At 71.3% G+C, this 24,839-nt stretch carries 18 protein-coding genes; 12 read left to right on the plus strand and 6 right to left on the minus strand.

Translation table 11 applies throughout. The features are described from left to right. The 5 genes from ACFV2J_RS13805 to glgB all read left to right on the plus strand — a co-directional run. Positions 1-1,180 (plus strand): S8 family peptidase (locus ACFV2J_RS13805; protein WP_385438662.1); only part of this gene is annotated, 1,180 nt, incomplete at its 5' end. 199 nt (positions 1,181-1,379) lie between these two features. After that, the gene (locus tag ACFV2J_RS13810; RefSeq protein ID WP_385438665.1) at positions 1,380-3,497 is read left to right on the plus strand and encodes an alpha-1,4-glucan--maltose-1-phosphate maltosyltransferase; all 2,118 of its coding nucleotides are present in this window, start codon (positions 1,380-1,382) and stop codon (positions 3,495-3,497) included. Further along, a complete protein-coding gene (gene treS / locus ACFV2J_RS13815; protein ID WP_385438668.1) occupies positions 3,494-5,212 on the plus strand; it encodes a maltose alpha-D-glucosyltransferase in 1,719 nt (572 codons plus the stop codon). The genes ACFV2J_RS13810 and treS overlap by 4 nt, the downstream gene beginning before the upstream one ends. Positions 5,213-5,344: 132 nt before the next feature. After that, on the plus strand, positions 5,345-6,787 hold the full coding sequence (locus ACFV2J_RS13820; protein ID WP_385098101.1) for a phosphotransferase: 1,443 nt from the start codon (positions 5,345-5,347) through the stop codon (positions 6,785-6,787). A 35-nt stretch (positions 6,788-6,822) separates the two neighbouring features. Further along, the gene (gene glgB / locus ACFV2J_RS13825; RefSeq protein WP_385438672.1) at positions 6,823-9,399 is read left to right on the plus strand and encodes a 1,4-alpha-glucan branching enzyme; all 2,577 of its coding nucleotides are present in this window, start codon (positions 6,823-6,825) and stop codon (positions 9,397-9,399) included. A 115-nt stretch (positions 9,400-9,514) separates the two neighbouring features. On the opposite strand, the gene ACFV2J_RS13830 is transcribed toward glgB, so the two are convergent. The 5 genes from ACFV2J_RS13830 to ACFV2J_RS13850 form a co-directional block, all read right to left on the minus strand. Beyond that, a complete protein-coding gene (locus ACFV2J_RS13830; protein WP_385096782.1) occupies positions 9,515-11,737 on the minus strand; it encodes a HelD family protein in 2,223 nt (740 codons plus the stop codon). Between the two features lie 194 nt (positions 11,738-11,931). Next, positions 11,932-12,264, minus strand: a complete 333-nt coding sequence (locus ACFV2J_RS13835) for a thioredoxin family protein (RefSeq protein ID WP_385096779.1) — start codon at positions 12,262-12,264, stop codon at positions 11,932-11,934. Next, positions 12,261-12,689 carry a MerR family transcriptional regulator gene (locus ACFV2J_RS13840; RefSeq protein ID WP_385096776.1) on the minus strand — a complete coding sequence of 143 codons (429 nt, stop codon included), beginning with the start codon at positions 12,687-12,689 and terminating at the stop codon, positions 12,261-12,263. The genes ACFV2J_RS13835 and ACFV2J_RS13840 overlap by 4 nt, the downstream gene beginning before the upstream one ends. An 87-nt stretch (positions 12,690-12,776) precedes the next feature. Then, the gene (locus tag ACFV2J_RS13845; protein WP_385096773.1) at positions 12,777-13,547 is read right to left on the minus strand and encodes a DUF2127 domain-containing protein; all 771 of its coding nucleotides are present in this window, start codon (positions 13,545-13,547) and stop codon (positions 12,777-12,779) included. Positions 13,548-13,679: 132 nt separating this feature from the next. Then, complete coding sequence (locus tag ACFV2J_RS13850) at positions 13,680-15,515, minus strand: MFS transporter (RefSeq protein WP_385097709.1); 1,836 nt, start codon at positions 15,513-15,515, stop codon at positions 13,680-13,682. 149 nt (positions 15,516-15,664) lie between these two features. On the opposite strand from ACFV2J_RS13850, the gene ACFV2J_RS13855 reads away from it, so the two are divergent. Then, the gene (locus tag ACFV2J_RS13855) at positions 15,665-16,288 is read left to right on the plus strand and encodes a TetR/AcrR family transcriptional regulator (RefSeq protein ID WP_385097706.1); all 624 of its coding nucleotides are present in this window, start codon (positions 15,665-15,667) and stop codon (positions 16,286-16,288) included. 197 nt (positions 16,289-16,485) lie between these two features. Here ACFV2J_RS13855 and ACFV2J_RS13860 read toward each other — a convergent pair whose 3' ends face one another. After that, entirely contained in the window at positions 16,486-17,907 is a 1,422-nt protein-coding gene (locus ACFV2J_RS13860) for a cation:dicarboxylate symporter family transporter (protein WP_385093596.1), read from the minus strand. A 158-nt stretch (positions 17,908-18,065) separates the two neighbouring features. On the opposite strand from ACFV2J_RS13860, the gene ACFV2J_RS13865 reads away from it, so the two are divergent. The 6 genes from ACFV2J_RS13865 (at position 18,066) to ACFV2J_RS13890 (ending at position 24,579) form a co-directional block, all read left to right on the plus strand. Further along, positions 18,066-19,763, plus strand: a complete 1,698-nt coding sequence (locus ACFV2J_RS13865) for an ATP-binding protein (protein ID WP_385093599.1) — start codon at positions 18,066-18,068, stop codon at positions 19,761-19,763. Continuing rightward, a complete protein-coding gene (locus ACFV2J_RS13870) occupies positions 19,760-20,443 on the plus strand; it encodes a response regulator (protein WP_385093602.1) in 684 nt (227 codons plus the stop codon). Before ACFV2J_RS13865 ends, ACFV2J_RS13870 begins: the two co-directional genes overlap by 4 nt. Before the next feature lie 144 nt (positions 20,444-20,587). Further along, positions 20,588-21,958 carry an extracellular solute-binding protein gene (locus ACFV2J_RS13875; protein ID WP_385093605.1) on the plus strand — a complete coding sequence of 457 codons (1,371 nt, stop codon included), beginning with the start codon at positions 20,588-20,590 and terminating at the stop codon, positions 21,956-21,958. A gap of 47 nt (positions 21,959-22,005) precedes the next feature. Continuing rightward, on the plus strand, positions 22,006-22,884 hold the full coding sequence (locus tag ACFV2J_RS13880) for a carbohydrate ABC transporter permease (RefSeq protein ID WP_385093612.1): 879 nt from the start codon (positions 22,006-22,008) through the stop codon (positions 22,882-22,884). 1 nt (position 22,885) lies between these two features. Next, positions 22,886-23,737 carry a carbohydrate ABC transporter permease gene (locus ACFV2J_RS13885; protein ID WP_385093607.1) on the plus strand — a complete coding sequence of 284 codons (852 nt, stop codon included), beginning with the start codon at positions 22,886-22,888 and terminating at the stop codon, positions 23,735-23,737. 128 nt (positions 23,738-23,865) lie between these two features. After that, on the plus strand, positions 23,866-24,579 hold the full coding sequence (locus ACFV2J_RS13890; RefSeq protein WP_385438683.1) for a helix-turn-helix domain-containing protein: 714 nt from the start codon (positions 23,866-23,868) through the stop codon (positions 24,577-24,579). Positions 24,580-24,839: the final 260 nt, after the last annotated feature.

A 24,839-nucleotide genomic window follows, 5' to 3' on the forward strand; every position in this document is an offset into this window, starting at 1 on the left:
CGGGGGCGCGCGGGCGGGCGGGCGCGCGGCGCGCGCGGCGCCGCGCGCGCCCCGCGGGGGGGGGGCGCGGGGGGGGGGGGGGGGGCGCCCCCCCCCCCCCCCCCCCGCCCCCGGTTCCGTCGGCGGAAGCTACATCGTGACGCTCAAGGGGAGTACTCGGGCCCCGTCTCCCGAGGGGAGGGGCATCGCCGGGAAGTACGGGGCGAAAATCAGCCATACGTATGGCACCGCGCTCAACGGCTACGCCGTACGGGCCGGTGAACGGCAGGCCCGCCGGCTCGCCGCCGACCCCCGGGTGGCCTCGGTCGTCCAGGACAGCAGGGTGCGGCTCGACCGGGCCGGGGGCGACCCGCCGTCCTGGGGCCTGGACCGGATCGACCAGCCCGGTCTGCCGCTCGACGGGAGGTACGCCGCCCCGGCGCCGGCCGGCGCGGGCGTGACGGTGTACGTCATCGACACCGGCGTCCGGATCACGCACCGGGACTTCGGCGGCCGGGCCCGCTACGGCTGGGACTTCGTCGGGAACGACCGGACCGCGGGCGACGGCAACGGACACGGCACCCATGTCGCGGCCACCGTCGCCGGGACGGCGTACGGCGTCGCCAAGAAGGCCCGGATCGTCTCCGTCCGGGTGCTCGACGACGACGGCTCCGGCACCACCGCGCAGGTCATCGCGGGCATCGACTGGGTCACCCGGCACGCGCACCGGCCCGCGGTCGCCAATCTGAGCCTGGGCGGGAAGGCCAACGCCCAACTGGACGCGGCCGTACGCAACTCCATCGCCTCCGGCGTGACCTACGCGGTCGCCGCGGGCAATGGCGGACAACCGGCCAATCTGTACTCCCCCGCCCGCGTCGCGCAGGCCCTCACCGTCGGCGCCGTCGACCGGACCGACACCCGGGCGGGATTCTCCGACTACGGGCCGTCGCTGGACCTCTTCGCGCCCGGTGTGGCGATCACCTCCGCGTCGTACCGGAGCGACACCGGGAGGGCGACCCTCTCCGGTACCTCGATGGCGAGTCCGCACGTCGCGGGCGCGGCGGCGCTCTATCTGGCCGGCCACCGGCGGGCGACACCGGCCCAGGTGGCCAGGGCACTCGTGGGGGACGCGGTGTCCGGGAGGGTGGCCCGCGCGGGGGCGGGTTCGCCCGACAGGCTGCTGCGGGTCGGCGGTCCCTAGAGATCCACCGGGGGGAGGAAAACCGGCCCCGTCCGCGCGGGGCGAGGCCGGTCCTGGACGCAGACATACGCGTAAGGAGTTAACAAAGCGCCGGATTGCCCACCCGAATAGGGTGGGAAGGCTCCTGCGGTACAGCCCGCAGGCCCCACCTCCCCACACCCTCATCCGCCCACCCACGTTGACGCGGACAGGAGCGGTCATGCCCGCCACGCACCACACGTCGCCACCCCCGACGACCACCTCCGACACATCCCCCCCACGCGCGGTCGACGCCGCTCCCGGCGCCCCGGAGAAACCCTCCGCCGAACCTCGCGGCGGCGTCGGACGCATTCCCGTCCTCGACGTACGTCCCCTCGTCCTCCAGGGCCGCCGCCCGGCGAAGGCGGTGGTCGGCGAGGCCTTCGAGATCTCCGCCACGGTCTTCCGCGAGGGCCACGACGCGGTCGCCGCGAACGTCGTCCTGACGGACCCGCGGGGCCGCACCGGCCCCTGGGCCCCGATGCGCGAACTCGCCCCCGGCACCGACCGCTGGGGCGCCACGGTCTCCGCGGACCGGACGGGCCGCTGGACATACACGGTGGAGGCGTGGAGCGATCCGGTCTCCACCTGGCGCCACCACGCGGGCATCAAGATCCCGGCCGGCCTCGACACGGAACTGGTCCTGGAGGAGGGCGCACGGCTGTACGAACGGGCGGCCGAAGGTGTGCCCGCGGGCCAGGGCGCGAGAGCCGTCGTGCTCGCCGCCGTGGACGCGCTGCGCGACATCGGCCGGCCGGCCGCCGCCCGGCTCGCCGCCGCCCGCACCCCCGAGGTGGACCGGCTGCTCGCCCGCCATCCGCTGCGCGAACTCGTCACGGCCTCCGAGCCGTTGCCCCTGCTCGTGGAGCGCGAACGGGCGCTCTTCGGCTCCTGGTACGAGTTCTTCCCGCGTTCGGAGAGCGGACAGCTGGACCCGCCGGTCCACGGCACGTTCCGCACCGCCGCCGAACGCCTGCCCGCCATCGCGGAGATGGGCTTCGACGTCGTCTACCTGCCGCCGATCCACCCCATCGGCACCACCTACCGCAAGGGCCCCGACAACACCCTCTCCGCCGGTCCGACCGACGTGGGCGTGCCCTGGGCGATCGGCTCCCCGGAGGGCGGGCACGACGCGATCCACCCGGATCTCGGCACCCTCGCCGACTTCGACGCGTTCGTACGGCGGGCGGAGCGCGAGGGCCTGGAGATCGCCCTCGACTTCGCCCTCCAGTGCTCTCCCGACCACCCGTGGGTGGAGAAGCACCCGGAGTGGTTCCACCACCGCGCCGACGGGACGATCGCGTACGCGGAGAACCCGCCGAAGAAGTACCAGGACATCTACCCGATCGCCTTCGACGAGGACATGCCGGGGCTGGTCCGGGAGACGCTGCGGGTGCTGCGGCACTGGATGGACCACGGTGTCCGGATCTTCCGGGTGGACAACCCGCACACCAAGCCGGTGGTCTTCTGGGAGCAGGTCATCGCCGAGATCAACCGCACCGACCCGGACGTGATCTTCCTGGCCGAGGCGTTCACCCGGCCCGCGATGATGCGCACGCTCGGGGCGATCGGCTTCCAGCAGTCGTACACGTACTTCACCTGGCGCAACACCAAACAGGAGCTGACCGACTACCTCACCGAGCTGTCGGGCGAGGCCGCCGCGTCCATGCGGCCCAACTTCTTCGTCAACACCCCGGACATCCTGCACGAGTTCCTTCAGCTCGGCGGCCGTCCGGCCTTCGAGCTGCGGGCGGTGCTCGCCGCGACGCTGTCACCGACCTGGGGCGTCTACAGCGGTTTCGAGCTGTGCGAGGGGACCCCGCTGCGCAAGGGGAGCGAAGAATACCTGAACTCCGAGAAGTACCAACTGCGTCCGCGTGACTGGGAGTCGGCGGAGCGTGACGGACATAGCATCGCGCCGTTGCTGGGTGTGCTCAACGCGATCAGGCGGAGCAGCCCGGCGTTGCGGCAACTGCGCGACCTGCACTTCCACCACACGGACAAGGAGGCGGTGATCGCCTACTCGAAGTCCGTCACGGACGCCCGCGGATCGAACACGGTTGTGGTGGTGGTCAACCTCGACCCCCACCACACCCAGGAGGCCACGGTCTCGTTGGACATGCCGCAACTCGGCCTGGACTGGCACGAGTCCGTGCCGGTGCGCGACGAGCTCACCGGCGAGACCTACCACTGGGGCAGGGCCAACTATGTGCGTCTGGAGCCGGGGCACAGGCCCGCGCACATTCTCACCGTCCTGCGACCGTCCTCACCGCACATCGGAGGGTCACCCACCATATGATCATCAACGAGCCCGTACCGGACACCTTCGAGGACACTCCGGCCAAGGACCGCGACCCCGAATGGTTCAAACGCGCCGTCTTCTACGAGGTCCTGGTCCGCTCCTTCCAGGACAGCAACGGCGACGGCGTCGGTGACCTCAAGGGCCTCACCGCGAAACTCGACTACCTGCAATGGCTCGGCATCGACTGCCTCTGGCTGCCCCCGTTCTTCAAGTCCCCCCTGCGGGACGGCGGCTACGACGTCTCCGACTACACCGCCGTGCTGCCCGAGTTCGGCGACCTCGCCGACTTCGTCGAGTTCGTCGACGCCGCCCACCAGCGCGGCATGCGGGTCATCATCGACTTCGTCATGAACCACACCAGCGACCAGCACCCGTGGTTCCAGGAGTCCCGCGCCAACCCCGAAGGACCCTACGGCGACTACTACGTCTGGGCCGACGACGACAAGCAGTACCAGGACGCCCGGATCATCTTCGTCGACACCGAGGCCTCCAACTGGACCTTCGACCCGGTCCGCAAGCAGTACTACTGGCACCGCTTCTTCTCCCACCAGCCCGACCTCAACTACGAGAACCCCGCCGTCCAGGAGGAGATCGTCTCCGCGCTGCGGTTCTGGCTGGACCTGGGGATCGACGGCTTCCGGCTGGACGCGGTCCCGTACCTGTACCAGGTCGAGGGAACCAACTGCGAAAACCTGCCGGCGACGCACGAGTTCCTGAAGCGGGTGCGCAAGGAGATCGACACGCACTACCCGGACACGGTGCTCTTGGCCGAGGCGAACCAGTGGCCCGAGGACGTCGTCGACTACTTCGGCGACTTCCCCTCCGGCGGCGACGAGTGCCACATGGCCTTCCACTTCCCCGTCATGCCCCGCATCTTCATGGCCGTCCGCCGCGAGTCCCGCTACCCCGTCTCGGAGATCCTCGCCAAGACCCCCGCCATCCCCAACAACTGCCAGTGGGGCATCTTCCTGCGCAACCACGACGAGCTCACCCTCGAAATGGTCACCGACGAAGAACGCGACTACATGTACGCGGAATACGCCAAGGACCCGCGCATGCGCGCCAACATCGGCATCCGCCGCCGGCTCGCCCCCCTGCTCGACAACGACCGCAACCAGATCGAACTCTTCACCGCCCTGCTCCTGTCCCTGCCCGGCAGCCCGATCCTCTACTACGGCGACGAGATCGGCATGGGCGACAACATCTGGCTCGGCGACCGCGACGCCGTCCGCACCCCCATGCAGTGGACCCCCGACCGCAACGCCGGATTCTCCTCCAGCGACCCCGGCCGCCTCTTCCTCCCCACGATCATGGACCCCGTCTACGGCTACCAGGTCACCAACGTCGAAGCCTCCATGTCCTCACCCTCGTCACTGCTGCACTGGACCCGCCGCATGATCGAGATCCGCAAACAGAACAAGGCCTTCGGCCTCGGCACCTACACCGAACTCCCCTCCTCCAACCCCGCCGTCCTCGCCTTCCTGCGCGAAGCCCCCTCGACCGAGGACGAAGGGGACGACCTGGTGCTGTGCGTGCACAACTTCTCCCGCTTCGCCCAGCCCACCGAACTCGACCTGCGGGCCTTCAACGACCGTCACCCCGTCGAACTCATCGGCGGCGTCCGCTTCCCCGCCATCGGTGAACTCCCCTACCTGCTCACCCTCGCAGGCCACGGCTTCTACTGGTTCCGACTCCGCAAGGACGCCGTGTAGAACCGGGGCGGGGCGGTTTCCCCCGTCCCGCCCTGGGCACCCATCAGTAACACCCCCGACTCGCCCGGACTCCGGGTCCCTGGGTCCTTGGGTCCCCCGGTCCCCCGGTCCCTGGGGAAAGGACGCGACGCCATGTCGGAAGCCGCCACGCACCCTGCCACGGAACACGTCGCACGCCCCGAGCTGCTCGCGTCGCTCGACCCGCTGCTGCGGGAGTGGCTGCCACGCCAGCGCTGGTTCGCGGGCAAGGGACGTCCGGTCACCGGATTCTCCCTGGTGACGGCCAACGAGTTACTGCCGACGTCCGGTCAGCTGGGCCTGCTCCACCTCCTGGTACGGGCGCACCAGCCGGCCACCCCGGCGCAGGGCGCCACCGCCCGGCAGGGCGACTGCTACCAGCTGTTGATCGGCGTACGCGAGACGCTCCCGCCGCGGCTCGCGCCCGCGCTGATCGGACATGTGGAGGAAGGACCGCTGGCCGGGAGCACCGTCTACGAGGCGCTGCACGACCCCCGCCCCGGCGACGTGCTCCTCGAAGCGCTGCGCACCCGGGCCCGGATCGGCGAGCTGCGCTTCGAGCGCGACCACCGTCAGCAGATCCGGGGCGGGCTGACGCCCCGGCTGGTGACCTCCGAGCAGTCCAACTCCTCCCTCGTCTATGGAGATACGTTCATCCTCAAGCTGTTGCGGCGCATCGTGCCGGGCGTCAACCCCGACCTGGAGCTGCCGCGCGTGCTCGCGCGGGAGGGCTGCCCGCGGGTTCCGGCACCCACGGCGTGGATGACGGCGGACATCACGGACGCCCAGAATCCGGCAGCCGGCGAGTCCTATGTCCTCGGTGTGCTCCAGCCCTTCGTCCGGGGCGCGACGGACGGCTGGGAGCTGGCGCTGCACGGACTGGCCAAGGGCGAGGACTTCGGCGGCGAGGCGCGGGCACTGGGCCGGGCCACCGCCGAGGTGCACACGGCGCTCGCCCGCGCACTGCCCACGACCACGCTCGGGCACGTACAGATGGAGTTGCTGGTCGAGGGCATGACCGAGCGGCTGGCCGCGGCGGCCCAGGCGGTGCCCGCGCTGCGCCCGTACGCTCCCGGTCTGCGGACCGCCTTCGAGGCGCTCGCGGACCTGGCCGCGGAGGGACAGACCTGGACCGCACAGCGCGTCCACGGGGATCTGCACCTCGGCCAGTGCCTGCGTTCGCCCACCGGAGAGTGGTCGCTCATAGACTTCGAGGGCGAGCCGTCGAAGGCGCTGGCCGAGCGCCGTATGCCGCAGCCGCCCCTGCGGGACGTGGCCGGGATGCTCCGCTCCTTCGACTACGCGGCCCGCTCGAATCCCCGGACCACCGGCCCCGCCCCGTCCGTGTCCGTGTCCGACTGGGCCGACATCTGCCGGGCCGCGTACTGCGCCGGTTACGCCGAGGCCGCCGGACGCGACCCGCGCACCGACCCCGTCCTGCTGCGCGCCTACGAGACGGACAAGGCGGTCTACGAGGTCCTCTACGAGGCCCGGCACCGGCCGGACTGGCTGCCGGTGCCCCTGGCGGCGGTGGGCCGGCTCGCCGCATCCCCCTGACGTTTCCCGATCACCCCGCCGAGGAGGCCCTGCCCGTGACGCCCCGCCCCCCGTCCGACGACAGTCCGAAGAAGAACGGTGCCAAGAAGCCGGCCACCGGCAAGAAGGCGGCGGTCCAGAAGACTGCGGCCCAGCAGGCGGCGGCCGGGAAGCCGGCCGAGGGGAAACCGGCGGCCAAGACCCCCGAGAGGTCCGCCGGCAAGAAGCCCGCCGGGAGCAAGGGCGCGAAGTCCTCCGGGAAGGCTCCCGGCCCGGCCGCCGCCGGTTCCCCGGTACCCACGGTCGTCGCTCCGGCCCCCTCCGACATCCCTCCCACGCCCGCCGGCACCCTCGCCGACAGCGCTGCCGACAGCGCTGCCGACAGCCCTGCCAACTCCCCGTCCCTCCAGGGAAGTTCCCGCGCGCCCGCCGACAACGCTCCCGCCTTCGCCGGTCTCGGTCCTGACGACCGGGAGCGGCTGCTCTCCGGTACGCACCATGATCCGCACGGCGTCCTGGGCGCCCATCCGGTACCGGGCGGGGTGGCGTTCCTGGCCTTCCGGCCGTACGCGCTGGGCGTGACCGTCGTGACGGACGACCTGCGGGCCGAGCTGCACGACGACGGGGACGGCTTCTTCTCGGCCCTGCTGCCGCTGCGCGCGGTCCCGGACGCGTACCGGCTGCTCGTGACGTACGAGGGGACGGTCCAGGACACCGAGGACGCGTACCGTTTCCTGCCCGCGCTCGGCGAGCTCGACCTCCATCTGCTGGGCGAGGGCCGCCACGAACAGCTCTGGCAGGCACTGGGCGCCGAGCCGATGACGCACCAGGGCGTGACCGGCACCCGCTTCACGGTGTGGGCGCCGAACGCGCGCGGGGTCCGGCTCGCGGGCACCTTCAACTTCTGGGACGGCACGGGGTATCCGATGCGGTCGCTCGGCTCGACGGGCGTCTGGGAGCTGTTCGTGCCCGGCATCGGGGAGGGCGAGCTCTACAAGTTCGAGATCACCCGCCCCGACGGCTCCCGCACCCTGCGCGCCGACCCGATGGCCCGCCGCACCGAGGTCCCGCCGCGCACCTCGTCGATCGTCCACACCTCGCACCACACCTGGCACGACGAGGAGTGGATGGCGGAGCGGGGCAGGCGTCCCGCCCATGAGGCGCCGTTCTCCGTGTACGAGGTGCATCTGGCGTCCTGGCGACCGGGCCTGACCTACCGTCAGCTCGCCCAGCAGCTCCCCGCCTACGTCGCCGACCTCGGCTTCACCCACGTCGAACTCATGCCCGTCGCCGAACACCCCTTCGGCGGCTCCTGGGGATACCAGGTCACCGGCTTCTACGCCCCCACCGCCCGCCTCGGCACCCCCGACGACTTCAAACACCTCGTCGACGCCCTCCACCAAGCCGGCATCGGCGTCCTCATGGACTGGGTCCCCGCCCACTTCCCCCGCGACGAATGGGCCCTCGCCGCATTCGACGGACGCCCCCTCTACGAACACGCCGACCCCCAACGCGCCGCCCACCCCGACTGGGGCACCCTCGAATTCGACTTCGGACGCCGCGAGGTCCGCAACTTCCTCGTCGCCAACGCCGTCTACTGGTGCCAGGAATTCCACATCGACGGACTCCGCGTCGACGCCGTCGCCTCCATGCTCTACCTCGACTACTCCCGCGAACCCGGCCAGTGGACACCCAACGAACACGGCGGCCGCGAGAACCTCGACGCCGTCGCCTTCCTCCAGGAGATGAACGCCACCGTCTACCGCCGCAACCCCGGCGTCGTCACCATCGCCGAGGAATCCACCGCCTGGGACGGCGTCACCCGCGCCACCCACCACTCCGGCCCCGGCGGCTTCGGCGGACTCGGATTCGGGCTGAAGTGGAACATGGGGTGGATGCACGACTCGCTGGACTACGTCCAGCACGAGCCGGTCCACCGCAAGTACCACCACCACGAGATGACGTTCTCCATGGTCTACGCCTACAGCGAGAACTACGTCCTGCCCATCTCCCACGACGAGGTCGTCCACGGCAAGCAGTCACTCGTCTCCAAGATGCCCGGCGACTGGTGGCAGCAACGCGCCACCACCCGCGCCTACCTCGGCTTCATGTGGGCCCACCCCGGCAAACAACTCCTCTTCATGGGACAGGAGTTCGCCCAGGGCGCCGAATGGTCCGAGACCCACGGACCGGACTGGTGGCTCCTCGACCCCGCCTACCCCGCCGAGGCCGACCACCGCGGCGTCCGCGACCTCGTCCGCGACCTCAACACCGTCTACCGCCACACGCCGGCGCTGTGGGAGCAGGACACCGACCCGTCCGGCTTCCAGTGGGTGGTCGGCGACGCGGCGGAGGACAACGTCTTCGCGTTCCTGCGTCTCGACGCCGAGGGCAACCCGCTGCTCGCGGTCTCCAACCTCTCCCCCGTCGTCCGGCACGCCTACCGCCTCGGCGTCCCCGACTCCGTCCCCGCCTGGCAGGAGACCCTCAACACCGACAGCGCCCGCTACGGCGGAAGCGACGTCACCAACCCCGACGTCGTCAAGCCGGAACTCCAGGCCTGGCACGGCCGCCCGGCCAGCATCCGCCTCACGCTGCCACCACTGGCGACGGTCTGGCTGCGACCGGCCTGAGGGCCGGTCCTCGCGGGGCGGCGGCCTCCGCGGTGCCGGCAGCGGAGCTCCTCGCCCCGCTGCCGGCACCGCCCGCCGTGACGGCTCCGGCACGCCGTCGTCCCCGCACCCGCACCTACCCGAACGCCCCGGCCAACGCCTCGGGCAGCTCCCCGGTGTGCAGGACGCCCAGTCGCTGGGTGGCCCGGGTCAGGGCCACGTACAGGTCGCTCGTGCCGTACCGTCCCGGCTCCACCACCAGCACGGAGTCGAACTCCAGCCCCTTCGCCTGCCGGGGGTCGAGCAGGACGACCGTCCGGGTCAGGTCGGGCTCGCCGCCCGCCGGCACCCCGTCCAGCCGGGCGGCCAGCTCCGGGTGCAGGTCGCGCGGGGCGACGACCGCGAGGCGGCCCTCCGCCGGGGTCAGTTCCGCCACCGCCTTCGCCACCGCGCCGGGCAGGTCGTCGGTCGCGCGGACCCACGGACGTACACCCGTCGTCCGCACCGAACTCGGCGGTTCGAAGCCGGGGTGCTCGGCACGGACCACCGCCGCCGCCACCTCCATGATCTCGGACGGGGTGCGGTAGTTGACGCCGAGCCGGGTGTGCTCCCAGCGGTCCTCGACATAGGGGGCGAGGATCCGCTCCCACGACCCGACCCCGGCCGCCTCTGCGGTCTGCGCGGGGTCTCCGACCAGCGTCATCGACCGGGTGGGACTGCGCCGCATCAGCAGCCGCCAGGCCATCGGCGAGAGCTCCTGCGCCTCGTCGACGATGATGTGGCCGAACGCCCAGGTGCGGTCGGCCGCCGCCCGCTCGGCGGCACTGCGGTGGTCGTCCTCCTCGTGCCGCTCGGCCATCCGCTCGGCGTCGATGATGTTGTGGGCGGACAGGACCTCGGAGTCCTCCTCGTCCTTGTCCTCGAACTCGTACGTACGGGACGCGTAGGACACGTCGAGCACGCCCTGCGCGTAGGCGACCTGGGCGCGGCGCTCCTGGTCGGCCAGGGCCCGCGCGACCCGGTCGTCCTCGCCCAGCAGTTCGGCGGCCTCGTCGAGGAGCGGGACGTCGGCGACGGTCCACGCGCCGGTGACCGGACGGCGGATCGCCTCGGCGTCCTCCTCGCCGACGTAGCCCTCCGGGTCGGCGAGGAAGTCGGCGACCAGCCGCTGCGGGGTCAGCCGCGGCCACAGCTGGTCGATGGCCGACCACACCTCGGGGTTCTCGGCGAGTTCGTCACGGATCTGCGTGATGTCGCTCGGATCGAGCAGGTTGGACCCGTCGAAGGGGTCGGTGCCGATGCGTTCGGCGAGCATGTCGGTGAGCGTGTTGAGGATGTGGCCCTCGAAGTACTCGCGGGCCACGTTGTGCGGCAGATCGGCCTCACGGGTGCGATCGCGCGCGACCCGTACGAGTCCGGCGTCGAGCATCAGGATGTCGCGGTCGTGCTCGATCGCGATCACCGGGTCGGGCAGTGCCTGCCGGTCGCGGACCACCGACACCAGCACCTCGGCCATGTCGGCGCGGCCCTTGACCGCCGCGGCCCGGGGGGTGTCGGTGGCCGTCGCCTTCACCCCGGGGAACAGTTCGCCGACGGTCGCGAGCAGGACACCCGTCTCGCCGAGCGAGGGCAGCACCTCGCCGATGTAGCCGAGGAACGCCGGGTTCGGGCCGACGATCAGGACGGCGCGCTTGGCCAGCAGCTCGCGGTACTCGTACAGCAGGAACGCGGCCCGGTGCAGCGCCACGGCCGTCTTGCCGGTGCCGGGGCCGCCCTCCACCACCAGCACACCCCGGTGCGGGGCGCGGATGATGCGGTCCTGCTCGGCCTGGATGGTCTGCACGATGTCGCTCATCCGGCCGGTGCGCGCCGAGTTGAGCGCGGCGAGCAGGACGGCGTCACCGCTCGGGTCCTCGTGACCGGTGCGCCGGTGGTCGCCGAGGTCGAGGATCTCGTCGTGCACGTCGGTCACCCGGCGGCCCTCGGTGCTGATGTGCCGACGGCGGCGCAGGTCCATCGGGGTGTGCCCGGTGGCGAGGTAGAAGGGGCGGGCGACCGGGGCCCGCCAGTCGATGAGGATGGGGGTGTGCTCGGTGTCGTCGGCACGGACACCGATGCGGCCGATGTGGTGGCTGACGCCGGAGGTGAGGTCGATCCGGCCGAAGCAGAGCGAGCCGTCCACGGCGTTCAGCGCGGCCAGCAGCCCCGAGCGCTCGGCGACGAGCACATCGCGTTCGAGCCGGGCCTGCATGGGCGTGTTGCCTTGCGCGAGCGCGTCGCCGACCGAGGCCTCGGTGTCGCCCCGCAGCACGTCGACGCGCGCGTACAGCCCGTCGATGAATTCCTGCTCCTGCTGCAATTCAACATCGGGAATTTCTGTGTTCGAGCCCCTGTTTGACAATTCCGCTCCCGCCCGGATATACTGTGGCCAGTGAACTTCTCCACGACTTGATGGATTGAAGTCGCGAACCATTCAATATACGCAAGGAAAACCCCCGGGTGCAATTTCCCCGGGGGTTTTTCTTTGTGCCGTCCGTGCTTGAGGCGCCCCGCTCAGAGCACGTCGGAGAGCTCCTCCAGCAGCCGCCGCCGGGGCCGGGCGCCCACCATCGACTTCACCGGCTCACCCCCGCGGAACACCATGAACGTGGGCATCGACAGCACCCGGTAGGCGTTGGTCGTCTCCGGATTCGTGTCGACGTCCAGCTGGACGACCTTGAGCCGCCCCTCCTCCTCGGCCGCGAGAGCGCTCAGCACCGGCCCCATCTGCCGGCACGGCGGACACCAGTCGGCGGTGAACTCCACCAGCACGGGCAGCTCCGCGCCGATCACCTCCGTCTCGAAGTCCGCGTCCGTCACCGAAGCCACGCCGGTCGGATCGATCACCGTGTCCGCCCTCCCAGTTCGCACACCGGCTCCGGACCCCCCGGAACCGCCGCGTCGGCGGCCAGCTCGTCGCGCGCCCGCTCGGCCCGCGCCAGCTGCGCGCCGACCTCGGTCCGAACGGCCCGCAACTCACCGATCAGCGCGTCGAGTTCATCCAGCTTGCGGCGGTAGACCGCGAGCGAGGCGGGACAGGAGTCCCCCTCCGGATGCCCGGCCCGCAGGCACTCCACGAACGGCCGCGTCTCCTCCAGGTCGAACCCGAAGTCCTGAAGTGTCCTGATCTGCCGCAGCAGCTTCAGGTCGTCCTCGTCGTAGGTGCGGTAGCCGTTGCCGGTGCGCCGCGCGGGCAGCAGCCCCCGCGACTCGTAGTAGCGCAGAGTGCGCGTGGTGGTCCCGGCCCTCGTCGCCAGCTCGCCGATTCGCATGCCCCGAACGTAATCCTTGACGTCGGCGTCAGGGCAAGGCCGCCGCCGGCGGAGTACCCGGGCATGGTCGGGCGTGGCCGGGCGCGGTCAGGCGGGGGCCACCACACCCGCGGACTCCTCGACCTCCAGCAGCGATGCGCTCTGCCGCTCCTCGTCGAACGCCGCGCGTCCGCCGCGCAGCCCGAAGAGCCGTTTGGCGAGCGCGATGTAGAGGACGGCGAGGATGTTGAGGACCAGGGTGGCGATCTTCAGCCAGCTGACGTGCTCGGTCAGCTCGTAGATCTCCAGGGGCAGGAAGGCGGCGGTGGCGACCACCGTCAGGTACTCCGCCCAGCGCTTCGCGTACCAGAGGCCGCCCGCCTCGACGAGCTCGATCAGCGCGTACGCCAGCAGCAGCGCGGCCACCAGGACCAGCGTGGAGTGCTTGTAGCCGAAGGACTTCTGGATGGTGCCGACGACCGGCGAGTGGTCGAGGTCGTAGTGGAAGTGCCGGAAGACCGGCCGGAATACGTTCAGATAATCGTCGAAGAGGCGGCGCACGGAGTCCTGGCTGTTGCTGAACCTCCACACGGCGGCCGCGACCAGCACGATGAACACCCCGCGCACGGCCCGTTCGATCGCCAGGAAGCGCAGGATGAACAGGTCCCGCAGCACCTTGCCGCGCGGCACGAGCGGCGCCTCCTCGGCGGGCCCCGCGCCGTGCGGTTCGCCGAGCACGAAGTCGCCGCAGCGCAGACAGCGCCAGGCCTCGCCGAGGCTGGTCGCGGCGCGCAGGCGGTCACGCAGCCCCGCTTCGTCCGGCGCGTACGTCGCATGGCCGCGACGCGCGCACGTCCGCCGGTCCCAGTCGATCTTCATACTCCGTGCCCTCCGCAGAACATGCAGAACATCACGTGCCGTGCCGGTAGGTCCGGCACGGCACGGTAGTGCATGTTCTACGAGACGGAGGCCCGGGGGTCACGGTTCCGGGAACACCGTCATGGGAGACGGTCAGCGCACCGCGGCGCTCTCCTCGGACTGGGACTCGGACTGGGACTCGGACCCGGACTCGGACCCGGAGCCGGCCCCGGAGCCGGACTCCGCCTCAGTGTCCCCCGCGTCCCCAGCGACCCCCGCATCCCCGACGGCGCCCGCGTCACCGGCGATCTCGGAGTCCCCGGCGTCCCGGGCGTCCCTTTCGTCCGTCCGCGCCCCCGCCGCGCGCTCCTTCCACGGCAGCAGCACCGCCACCAGTACCGTCCCCACGCCCAGGATCACCGCGCCGATCAGGCTGGTGTGCGCCACCGCGTCCGCGAAGGACGAACCGACCGCGTCCGCCATCTGCCGCGCTCCGTGGGCGAGTTGGTCGGACTGCGCCTTCAGCTGCGCGGCCTTCTCGGTGTTCCCGGCGTGCCCGGCCCGCGCCGCCTGCTCGCCGAGCTGCCGGGCCTTGTCGCCGATGCCCTGGGCCACCGCGTAGCCCGCGCCGACCGAGTCCTGGGCCGTGGCCAGCGCGTCCGCCGGGAGCTTGCCGCCCCTGGTCGCGTCCGAGAGGTGCGAGGAGTACGAACTCGCCAGCACCGAGCCGAGGAGGGCGATGCCGAGCGAACCGCCGAGCTCCAGCGAGGTGTCGTTGACCGCCCCGCCGACACCGAGCTCGGACTCGGGGAACGCGCCCATGATGGCGTCCGTGCAGGGCGAGAGCGCGAGCCCGATGGCGAGGCCGAGGATGACGAGGGGCAGGACGAAGTCGCCGTAGGACGAGGCCGCGTCCACCCGGGTGAGCAGCGCGAGCGCCGCCGTACCGCCGACCATGCCCGCGGTCACGGTGATCCTCATGCCGACGCGCGGCGTGAGGTAGCCGGTGAGCGCCGAACCGGCGAAGACCGCCCCGGCGAGCGGCAGCATCCGCACTCCGGTGTCGAGCGCGTCGTAGCCGAGCACGAACTGCAGGTGCTGCGTGAGGTAGTAGAAGGCGCCGAAGACGGCCAGGAAGAAGAGCGCCACGGCGAGGTTCGAGCCGGCGAACCGCCGCTGGGTGAACCGGCGTACGTCGACGACCGGGCGCGGGTGCCGCAGCTCCCACACCACGAAGGCCACCAGCCCGAGCCCCGCGACGACCGCGGCCGTGACGGCGCGGACGCCCCATCCGAAGTGCGGCCCCTCGATGATCATGTAGACCAGCGAGCCGATCCAGACGACCGACAGCAGGCCGCCGACGTGGTCGATGCCGTGCCGGTGCGCGGCCCTGGAGGGCGGTACGAGGACGAGGGCGCCGACGATCGCGACGGCGGCGATCGGCACGTTGATCAGGAAGGTCGAGGACCAGCCGTGGTGCTGGAGCAGCGCGCCCGCGACCAGCGGCCCCGCCGCGATGGCGAGTCCGGCCGTGGCCGTCCACAGGGTGATCGCCTTCGCGCGTTCCGCGCGCGGGAAGGTCGCGGCGAGCAGCGAGAGCGTCGCGGGCATGATCAGCGCGGCGCCGACCCCCATCACGGCGCGGGCCGCGATGACCCCGGCGGAGCTGTCCACGAGCGAGCCCGCCACCGCGCCGCCGCCGAAGACCACCAGTCCCAGCACGAGCGCGCCGCGCCGGCTGTACTTGTCGCCGATCGCGCCGAGCAGCAGCATCAGCGCGGCGTACGGGACGGTGTAGCCGTCGATGACCCACTGGAGGTCGGCGCTGGACAGGCCCAGGTCCCGGGTCATGTCGGGGGCCGCGACGGTGAGGGCGGTGTTCGCCATCACGATGATCAGCAGGCTCAGGCAGAGCACCAGCAGCGCCCACCAGCGCCGGGCGTAGGGCCGGTCCATCCGCTCGACCGGTTCGTTGACGACGAGACGCATGGGTACGGCCGCCCTCTCCTCACTCGACTTGCACAACGCCGTGCAACTGCACGACAGTGTGCAATGTACGACGATGCACAACGGTGTGCAAATCAAGGGGGCGGAGCCCTGGACGCAGCAGCGGCGGAGCAGGACGCGGGGCGTGCAGAATGACAGCCATGACCACGGGTAGTGCCAGCCGCGCGGACGCGAACCGCCGCCGCATCCTCGACGTCGCGCTCGCCGAGCTGCTGCGCGACCCCGACGCCTCCATGGACCAGATCGCACGGGCCGCGGGCGTCGTACGGCGCACCGTGTACGGGCACTTCCCGAGCCGCGAGGTGCTCGTCAGCACGCTGACCGACGGCGCGGTGGAGGCCGTGGCCGCCGCGCACGCGGCGGGCCGGGAGGGCGTCGAGGATCCGGCGGAGGCGCTGATCCGCTCGACGCTCGCGGTCTGGGAGATCGCCGACCGCTACCGCCTGCTGGTCGCGCTGGCACAGCGCAGCGTCACGGTGCAGGGCATTCGCGAGCGGCTCACCCCGGTGCGCGAGGCCTGCGCGGAGGTGCTCCGACGCGGCCTGGAACAGGGCGTCTTCGAGTCCCCGCTGCCGGCCCCGGCGCTGGCGTACGTGCACGAGCAGATGCTGTTCGCGCTGATGGAGGCGGTGAACGATGGTCTGCTCGCGGCGGCGGAGGCGGGCCGCTCCGCCGCGGTCACGATGCTGACCACGGCGGGTGTGCCCGCCTCCCGTGCCACCGCTCTGGTGGCGAAGCTCGGCGACGCGGGGTGAACGAGAGCGAGGCAGCCCGCGGGCTGCCTCGCTGACGCGCCGGGCGGCCGGGTCCAGGGGGGGGGGAGGACCCGGCCGCCCGGCGGCCCGAGGGCGCCGGCCCCGTCCAGGGGACGCCCTGTCAGGGGGAGCGTCCCGTGGGGAGGGGCGCCCCGTCCGGGGGTGGCGGGCGCCGGCGCGTGGAGCGGGCGGTGGTGTCAGGCCTTGGCCAGCTCCTTGTCGCCGCCCTGCTCGGGCAGTTCGGCGGAGGCGTCGTCCGCGTCCTCGCCCGCGTCGTCCAGCAACGTCCGCTCGTCGAACGGCAGCTCACCGGCGAGCACCCGGTTCACCCGCTCCTTGTCGACCTCGCCGGTCCAGGTGCCGATGAGCAGGGTGGCCACCGCGTTGCCCGCGAAGTTGGTGACGGCGCGCGCCTCGCTCATGAAGCGGTCGATGCCGATGATCAGACCGACGCCGTCCACCAGCGCCGGCTTGTGCGACTGCAGACCGCTGGCCAGTACGGCGATACCGGAGCCGGAGACCCCCGCGGCGCCCTTCGAGGCGACCATCATGAAGAGCAGCAGGCCGATCTGCTGGCCGATGCTCATCGGCTGGTCCATCGCGTCGGCGATGAACAGCGAGGCCATGGTCAGGTAGATCATCGTGCCGTCGAGGTTGAAGGAGTAGCCCGTCGGCACGGTGATGCCGACGACCGGGCGGCTGACACCCAGGTGCTCCATCTTCGCGATCAGCCGCGGCAGCGCGGACTCGGAGGACGAGGTGGAGACGATCAGCAGGAACTCCCGGCCCAGGTACCTCAGCAGCTGGAAGACGTTGATCTTGGCCACCAGCTTCGTCAGCGTGCCGAGCACGATCACCACGAAGAGGGCGCAGGTGATGTAGAAGCCGAGCATGATCGTGCCCAGCGCCTTCAGCGCGTCGGTGCCGGTCTCGCCGATGACGGCCGCCATGGCGCCGAAGGCACCGACGGGCGCGGCCCACATGATCATGCCGAGGATGCGGAAGACCAGCTTCTGGATGTGCTCGACGCCGCGCAGCACGGGCCGGCCGGCCTGGCCCATGGCCTGCAGCGCGAAGCCCACGAGCAGCGCGATCAGCAGCGTCTGGAGGACCTGGCCCTCGGTGAAGGCCGAGACGAAGGTGGTCGGGATGATCCCGAGGATGAAGTCGACCGGCCCCTCGGCGGCGGCCTCGGCCTGCGTGTGCCCGACGCCCTTCACGGCCTCGGTCAGGTGCATTCCGCTGCCGGGGTGGATGATGTTGCCGACCACCAGGCCGATGGCCAGGGCCACGAACGACATGCAGATGAAGTAACCGAGCGCGAGACCGCCGACCTTGCCGACCTTGGCGGCCTTCCGCACCGAGCCGACCCCGAGCACGATCGTGCAGAAGATGATCGGCGAGATCATCATCTTGATCAGGGCGACGAAGCCGGTACCGATCGGCTTGAGCTCCTTGGCGAAGTCGGGCGCGGCGAACCCGACGCCGATTCCGAGGGCGACCGCGATGATCACCGCGATGTAGAGGTAGTGGGTGCGGTCCCGCTTGGCGGCGGGTGCGGCAGGTGCCGTTGGGGTGCTGGCCACGGCTGCCCTCCTTGACGACGTCGTCGGCATCATCCGGCGTGCGGCTCACGTCCGGGGAACCGGGAGACACGCCTCCCGGGAGAACCGGGGGGCGTGCGCCCGGGGGATGCGGTGACTATCTCCCGGTGTGTGAGGGCGGTCACCCTTCCGTTCATTTAGTTCACGCTTACAAGGGCAGGCAGACTGGCGCCATGCGCCTCCCCCGCGTCCCGAGACCCCGCAGCCTGGCCGGCCAGCTCTTCGCCATGCAGGCCGTGCTCATCGCGGTGCTCGTCGCCGGGTACGCGCTGTTCACCTACGTCAGCGACCGCAGCCAGGCCGAGGAGGCGGCGGGCCGCCAGGCGATGGCCGTGGCCCGTTCGGTCGCCGACGCCCCCTCCGTCCGCGACGCGATCCGCACCACGGACCCCACGGGGCCCCTTCAGCCGTACGCCCTCCAGGTGCAGCGGGACACCGACGTGGACTTCGTGACGATCATGAACCCGCGGGGCATCCGCTGGACCCACCCCGACGAGACGCTGATAGGGCGGCACTTCCTCGGGCACATCGGTCCCGCCCTGCGCGGCAAGTCCTTCACCGAGACCTACACGGGCACCCTCGGCCCGTCCGTACGCGCCGTCACCCCGGTCCTGGACAACGGGCACATCGTCGGCCTGGTCAGCGCGGGCATCAAGGTGGAGGCGATCACCAAACGCGTCCAGGACCAGGTGACCGCCCTGATCGGCGTCGCGGGCGGCGCCCTCGTCCTCGGCGGCATCGGCACCTACGTCATCAACGCCCGTCTGCGCCGCTCCACGCACGGCATGAACGCCGCCGAGCTGAGCCGCATGCACGACTACCACCAGGCCGCACTGCACGCCGTCCGCGAAGGGCTGCTGATGCTGGACGGGCAGTACCGGGTGGCGCTGATGAACGACGGCGGCCGGGAGCTGCTCGGTGTGGGGGACGAGGCGGTCGGCCGCTCGGTGGCCGAGCTCGGCCTGCCCGCGCCCCTGACCGGCGCGCTCCTGTCGGCGGAGCCCCGGGTGGACGAGGTGCACCTCACGGCGTCCCGGGTGCTGGTCGTCAACACCTCCCCGGTCACCGGCGGCGAACGCCGCGGCACGGTCGTCACCCTGCGCGACGTCACCGAGCTCCAGGCGCTGACGGGCGAACTCGACTCCGAGCGCGGCTTCACCCAGGCCCTGCGCTCACAGGCCCACGAGGCCGCCAACCGTCTCCACACGGTCGTCTCGCTGATCGAGCTGGGCCGCGCCGACGAGGCGGTCGACTTCGCCACGGCCGAACTGGAACTGGCCCAGACGCTCACCGACGAGGTGATCTCGGCGGTCAGCGAACCGGTCCTCGCCGCGCTGCTGCTGGGCAAGGCGGCCCAGGCCAACGAGCGGGGCGTGGAGCTGGTGGTCTCGGAGCAGAGCGGCATCGACGACGGTCTGCTGCCGGCCGGCCTGCCGGCCCGCGACCTGGTGACGGTCCTCGGCAACCTGATCGACAACGCGATGGACGCGGCACAGGGCACGGTGCGGGCGCGGGTGACCGTCACGGCCTTCACGGACGGCTCCGGCCTCGTGCTGCGGGTCGCCGACACGGGCGCCGGGGTCGATCCGGCCCACACGGAGGCGGTCTTCCGGCGCGGCTGGTCGACGAAACCGGCGGGGCCCGCCGGCCGCGGGCTGGGCCTCGCCCTCGTACGCCAGGCGGTGAGCCGCCACGACGGCACCCTGACGGTGGCCGAAGCGCCGGGGGGCGGCGCGGAGTTCGAGGTACGGCTGCCGCTGCCCACGACGGCCGCGGCCACCGCCGACACGGTGACCGGGTCCGGGGCCGCCGCCCGGACGGACCTCGCCCCCGAGCCCGTCCCGCACGTCCTGCCCGGAGGCGACGCATGACCGACCCCCAGCCCATCCGTGTCCTCGTCGTCGAGGACGACCCGGTGGCCGCCGACGCGCACGTCATGTACGTCGGGCGGGTCCCCGGCTTCACGGCGGTGGGCAAGGCCCGCACCGGCGCCGAGGCGCGCCGCGCCCTGGACCGCACCCCGGTGGACCTGCTGCTCCTCGATCTGCACCTGCCGGACGTGCACGGACTCCAGCTCGCCCGCTCGCTGCGCGCCGCCGGCCACCACGCGGACGTGATCGCGGTGACCTCCGCGCGGGACCTCACGGTCGTCAGGGAAGGGGTCTCGCTCGGGGTCGTCCAGTACGTCCTGAAGCCCTTCACCTTCGCCACCCTGCGCGACCGTCTCGTCCGGTACGCCGAGTTCCGCGCGGCGGCGGGCGAGGCGAGCGGCCAGGACGAGGTGGACCGCGCCCTGGCCACCCTGCGCGCCCCGGGCCCGGCGGCGCTGCCCAAGGGGCTGAGCGCACCGACCCTGGAACGGGTCACCCGCACCCTGCGGGACTGCGCGGACGGTCTCACAGCCGCCGGGGTCGCCGAGGTGGTGGGCATCTCGCGGATCACGGCCCGGCGGTATCTGGAGCACCTGGTGGACGCGGGCCGCGCCGCACGCGCGCCGCAGTACGGGCAGGTCGGACGGCCCGAGCTGCAGTACCGCTGGGTGAAGGGTTAGTTCCGTATGCGGTGTTCAACAGGGGTTTCTCCGGGCCGTGTTCGGTCGCAAGGCGGTGCAAGGTCATTGACCTGGACTAGTCCACGCTCTTAGGTTCACCGGGCAGACAACCCGGCCACCGACGACGTCGGCCAGTAGGAGGTCGTGCCCGTGCGCCCCAACGCCACCCCACTTCTCCTCGCCACTCTGCTCACCGCCACCGCGCTCAGCGCCTGCGGATCGGGCTCCGGCAGCAGCCCGGACACCGTGAAGATCTCCTTCAAGCAGTCCACGGACAACTCGATCCGCGTCATGGACACCTATCTGGGCCAGATGAAGAAGGAGTTCGAGAAGGCGAACCCCGGCAAGAAGGTGGAACTCGTCCCGATCAAGGCGCCCGACTCGGAGTACTACACCAAGCTCCAGCAGATGCTGAGATCGCCCAAGACCGCCCCCGACCTGGTCTACGAGGACACCTTCCTCATCAACTCCGACATCACCAGCGGGTACTTGAAGCCTCTCGACACCTATCTGGACAAGTGGCCGGACTGGAACCAGTTCATCGACACGGCGAAGTCCGCGGCCAAGGCGCAGGACGGGAAGACGTACGGCGTCCCGGACGGCACGGACACCCGCGGACTCTGGTTCGACAAGGGCGTCTTCCAGAAGGCGGGGCTGCCGGCCGACTGGCAGCCGAAGAGCTGGGACGACGTGCTCAGCGCCGCCCGCACCATCAAGCGGAAGGTCCCGGGCGTCACCCCGCTCAACGTCTACACGGGCAAGGCGGCCGGTGAGGCCGCCACCATGCAGGGCTTCGAGATGCTGCTCTACGGCACGGGCGACGGGTCGGCCGACCCCCTGTACGACACGGCCGCCAAGAAGTGGGTCGCGGGCAGCCAGGCCTTCAAGGACGCGCTCACCTTCGTGGAGACGGTCTACAAGGAGAAGCTGGGCCCCGACGTCTCGGACGCCCTGGACCCGAACTTCAGCACCACCATCCGCGGTGAACTGCTGCCCAAGGGCAAGCTCGGCATCGACCTGGACGGCAGCTGGCTCCCGCAGGACTGGCAGCAGGGCGCGGGGCACGAGTGGCCCGAGTGGTCGCAGAAGCTCGGCCTCGCGTACATGCCGACCCAGCACGGCCAGGCACCCGGCAAGGTGAGCATGTCCGGCGGCTGGACCTGGGCGATCCCGTCCAAGGCCGGCAACCCCGACCTCGCCTTCAAGTTCGTCGAGACGATGCAGACGAAGGCGAACGCCCAGAAGTGGTACATCGCCAACTCCGGTATCGCGGTGCGCAAGGACGTGGCGTCCGACCCGTCGTACGTACAGGCGCAGCCCGGCATCAAGTTCTTCACGGACCTGGTCGCGAGCACGCACTACCGCCCGGCGTACCCCGCCTACCCCAAGGTCTCGACCGCCGTCCAGGAGGCCATGGAGGGCGTGACGACCGGGGACAGCTCGGTGGACAAGGCGGCGAGCGGCTATGACGAGGAGCTGAAGACGGCCACCGACGGCCAGGTGGTGCGCAAGTGAGCGTGGGCACGCGGGCGGCACCCGCCGCCCCGGCCGCCGCGCGGACCGTGCCGCCGCGACGGCCGGGGCGCCCCCGGTCCCTGGCGCGTGCGCTGCCCCTCGCGCCGGCCGTGATCCTGCTGCTCCTCTTCCTGGCCGGCCCCATCGCCTACTGCGCGTACATCGCCTTCACCGACCTCCAGTTGACGGGCCAGGCGCACTCGTCCTTCGTCGGCTTCGAGAACTTCCGGGCGGCGTTCAAGGACGAGGCGTTCCTGAACGCGGTGTGGCTGACGCTGGTGTTCACGGTCCTGTCGTCGCTCGTCGGCCAGAACACGCTCGGGCTGGCGCTGGCCGCGCTGATGCAGCGGGCCTCCAAGCCGGTGCGGACGCTGGTGGGCGGGATCGTGATCACGGCGTGGGTGCTGCCGGAGGTGGTGGCGGGCTTCCTGCTGTACGCGTTCTTCCGGCGGGAGGGCACCCTGAACGCGATCCTGGACTGGCTCCATCTCCCCACCCAGAACTGGCTGTTCACCCTCCCGATCCTGGCGGTGTCGTTCGCCAACGTGTGGCGGGGCACGGCCTTCTCGATGCTGGTCTACTCGGCGGCGCTGAACGAGATCCCGAAGGAGATCACGGAGGCGGCGGAGGTGGACGGCGCGGGCGGCTGGCGCCGGATGTGGCACATCACGCTCCCGATGATCCGCCGGTCGATCGGCACGAACCTGATGCTCAACACCCTCCAGACGCTCTCGGTGTTCGGGCTGATCTGGGTGATGACGCGGGGCGGCCCCGGCAACAGGAGCCAGACGCTACCCCTGTTCATGTACGAGCAGGCGTTCCAGAAGAGCATGATCGGGTACGGGACGGCGGTCGCGTTGCTGCTGCTGGTGGTCGGGGCGCTGTTCTCCGTGGTGTACATGCGGCTCCTGCGGACGGAGGTCTGAGATGGCTCTGCTGACGGGGGCCACCCTCAGGTCCCGCCGGGTGGGCAGGCGTCTGGCGGCGGACGCGGGACTCCTCTTCGTGGCCGCGGCGTTCGTGCTGCCGCTGGCCTGGGTGGTGCTGTCGTCGCTGGACACGCACGCGGATCTGCGGGTGCGGGTCCCCGACGGGCTCACGCTGGACAACTTCGACGCGGTGCTGAAGCCGGACATCACCTTCACGCCCCTGCTGAACAGCCTGGTCCTGTGCGGCGGGGGGACCGCGCTGACCGTGGTGTGCGCGGCTCTGGCGGCGTATCCGCTCTCACGGTTCCGCTCGCGGCTCAACCGCCCCTTCCTGCTGACCATCCTCTTCGCGACCTGCCTGCCGATCACGGCGATCATGGTTCCGGTGTACGCGCTGTTCGTGCGGGTGAACCTCATCGACACCGTGCAGGGCACCGTCTTCTTCTTCGCCGCCTCCCAACTCCCCTTCGCCATCTGGCTGATGAAGAACTTCATGGACGGGGTGCCCAGGGAGCTGGAGGAGGCGGCGTGGACGGACGGCGCGTCGTCGCTTCAGTCCCTGGTGCGGATCGTGCTGCCGCTGATGGGCCCCGGGGTCGCGGTGGTGACGGTCTTCTCGTTCGTGATGATGTGGGGGAACTTCTTCGTCCCCTTCATGCTGCTGCTGACACCGGACCAGATGCCCGCGTCGGTGAGCATCAACGACTTCTTCGGCAACCGGGGGACGGTGGTCTACGGGCAGCTGGCGGCGTTCTCGGTCATCTACTCGACTCCGGTGATCCTGCTGTACGTGCTGGTGGCGCGCCGCCTGGGAGGGGGGTTCGCGCTGGGAGGAGCGGTCAAGGGCTGAGCGGAACAGCCGAGGAGGAGGGCCCGCGGCGAGGCCTCACGGGACGCGTCCGCCGGCACCGTAGTTTCCTACAATCTGTATCTGTGTCCGGACGGAATGTAGTCAGCGCTCCTCCGACCCCATATTTTGTGCGCGTGCAGCGACCGCAGGCCCAACAGCCCACACCGCCCTTCAACGCCCACGCCGCCCGCAGACTGAGGACGGCACTCGGTATGAGGCCCGAGCACGTCGCCTACGGAATGAGAGCCTCGTACGGGATGCCGTACGTCACACCCGATCTCGTCGCCGCCTGGGAGCGCGGGACCACCGTCCCGAGCGGTCCCGAACTCACCGCGCTCGCGGGGGTGCTGTGGTGCTCGCCGGGGGAGATCATCGGCGCGCCGCGGACCCTGCGCGAACACCGCGTCGCGCGCGGCCTCGCTCAGGAGGACCTGGCCCGCGCCGTCGGACTCGACCTCCCCGCCTACCAGAAGATGGAGGAGACCGACGAGTGGCGCGGCAACGAACGGCAGTCCACCGCCCTCGCCGACGAGCTCGAACTGTCCCTGCGGGACTTCGTCACCGTCACGGGCCGCGACGGCAGACTCGCCGAACTGCTGCGGAGCGCGGTGACGACCCGCTGGCAGGCGTACTCCCGCCCGGTGGGGAAGATGATCCCGCTGGACCGGCGCCTCCTGGAGGACGTCCTCCAGGAACTGCACCAGGAGTACCAGGGGCAGATGGCCGCGACGCTGAGCTGGGCGGCCGGGCCGGCCGCGGCCGAGGCCGACGACTCCGGCCAGGACTTCCTCGACCGGATCGTCGACCACTTCTGGTCGACGGTCCAGCGGAGCACGTACTGAGGACCGACCGCCCGAAGGCATCCCCGACCGGATCGACCGGTCGACCACCGGTCGGCGCGCTTCCGGCACGACCGCCGGGCCGCCGGCCTCACGGCACGACTGCGGCTTCCGTGCCGGGGCTGCGGGTTCCGTGCCGGGGCTGCCGCTCCGTGACAGGGCTGCCGGCTTCGCGCCAGGACTGCCGCTCCGTGACAGCGCTGCCGGCTCCGCGCCAGGACTGCCGCTCCGTGACAGCGCTGCCGGCTCCGCGCCAGGACTGC

It is taken from the genome of Streptomyces sp. NPDC059668, assembly GCF_042734135.1.
GTDB lineage: Bacteria > Actinomycetota > Actinomycetes > Streptomycetales > Streptomycetaceae > Streptomyces.

Bases quoted from the DNA above. Each gene is read 5' to 3' on its own strand.
- ACFV2J_RS13885 (WP_385093607.1), top strand. From the start codon at position 22,886: ATGGCTCTGCTGACGGGGGCCACCCTCAGGTCCCGCCGGGTGGGCAGG.
- ACFV2J_RS13820 (WP_385098101.1), top strand. From the start codon at position 5,345: ATGTCGGAAGCCGCCACGCACCCTGCCACGGAACACGTCGCACGCCCC.
- ACFV2J_RS13850 (WP_385097709.1), bottom strand. From the start codon at position 15,515: ATGCGTCTCGTCGTCAACGAACCGGTCGAGCGGATGGACCGGCCCTAC.
- treS (WP_385438668.1), top strand. From the start codon at position 3,494: ATGATCATCAACGAGCCCGTACCGGACACCTTCGAGGACACTCCGGCC.
- ACFV2J_RS13840 (WP_385096776.1), bottom strand. From the start codon at position 12,689: ATGCGAATCGGCGAGCTGGCGACGAGGGCCGGGACCACCACGCGCACT.
- ACFV2J_RS13845 (WP_385096773.1), bottom strand. From the start codon at position 13,547: ATGAAGATCGACTGGGACCGGCGGACGTGCGCGCGTCGCGGCCATGCG.
- ACFV2J_RS13865 (WP_385093599.1), top strand. From the start codon at position 18,066: ATGCGCCTCCCCCGCGTCCCGAGACCCCGCAGCCTGGCCGGCCAGCTC.
- ACFV2J_RS13855 (WP_385097706.1), top strand. From the start codon at position 15,665: ATGACAGCCATGACCACGGGTAGTGCCAGCCGCGCGGACGCGAACCGC.
- ACFV2J_RS13860 (WP_385093596.1), bottom strand. From the start codon at position 17,907: ATGATGCCGACGACGTCGTCAAGGAGGGCAGCCGTGGCCAGCACCCCA.
- ACFV2J_RS13870 (WP_385093602.1), top strand. From the start codon at position 19,760: ATGACCGACCCCCAGCCCATCCGTGTCCTCGTCGTCGAGGACGACCCG.
- ACFV2J_RS13810 (WP_385438665.1), top strand. From the start codon at position 1,380: ATGCCCGCCACGCACCACACGTCGCCACCCCCGACGACCACCTCCGAC.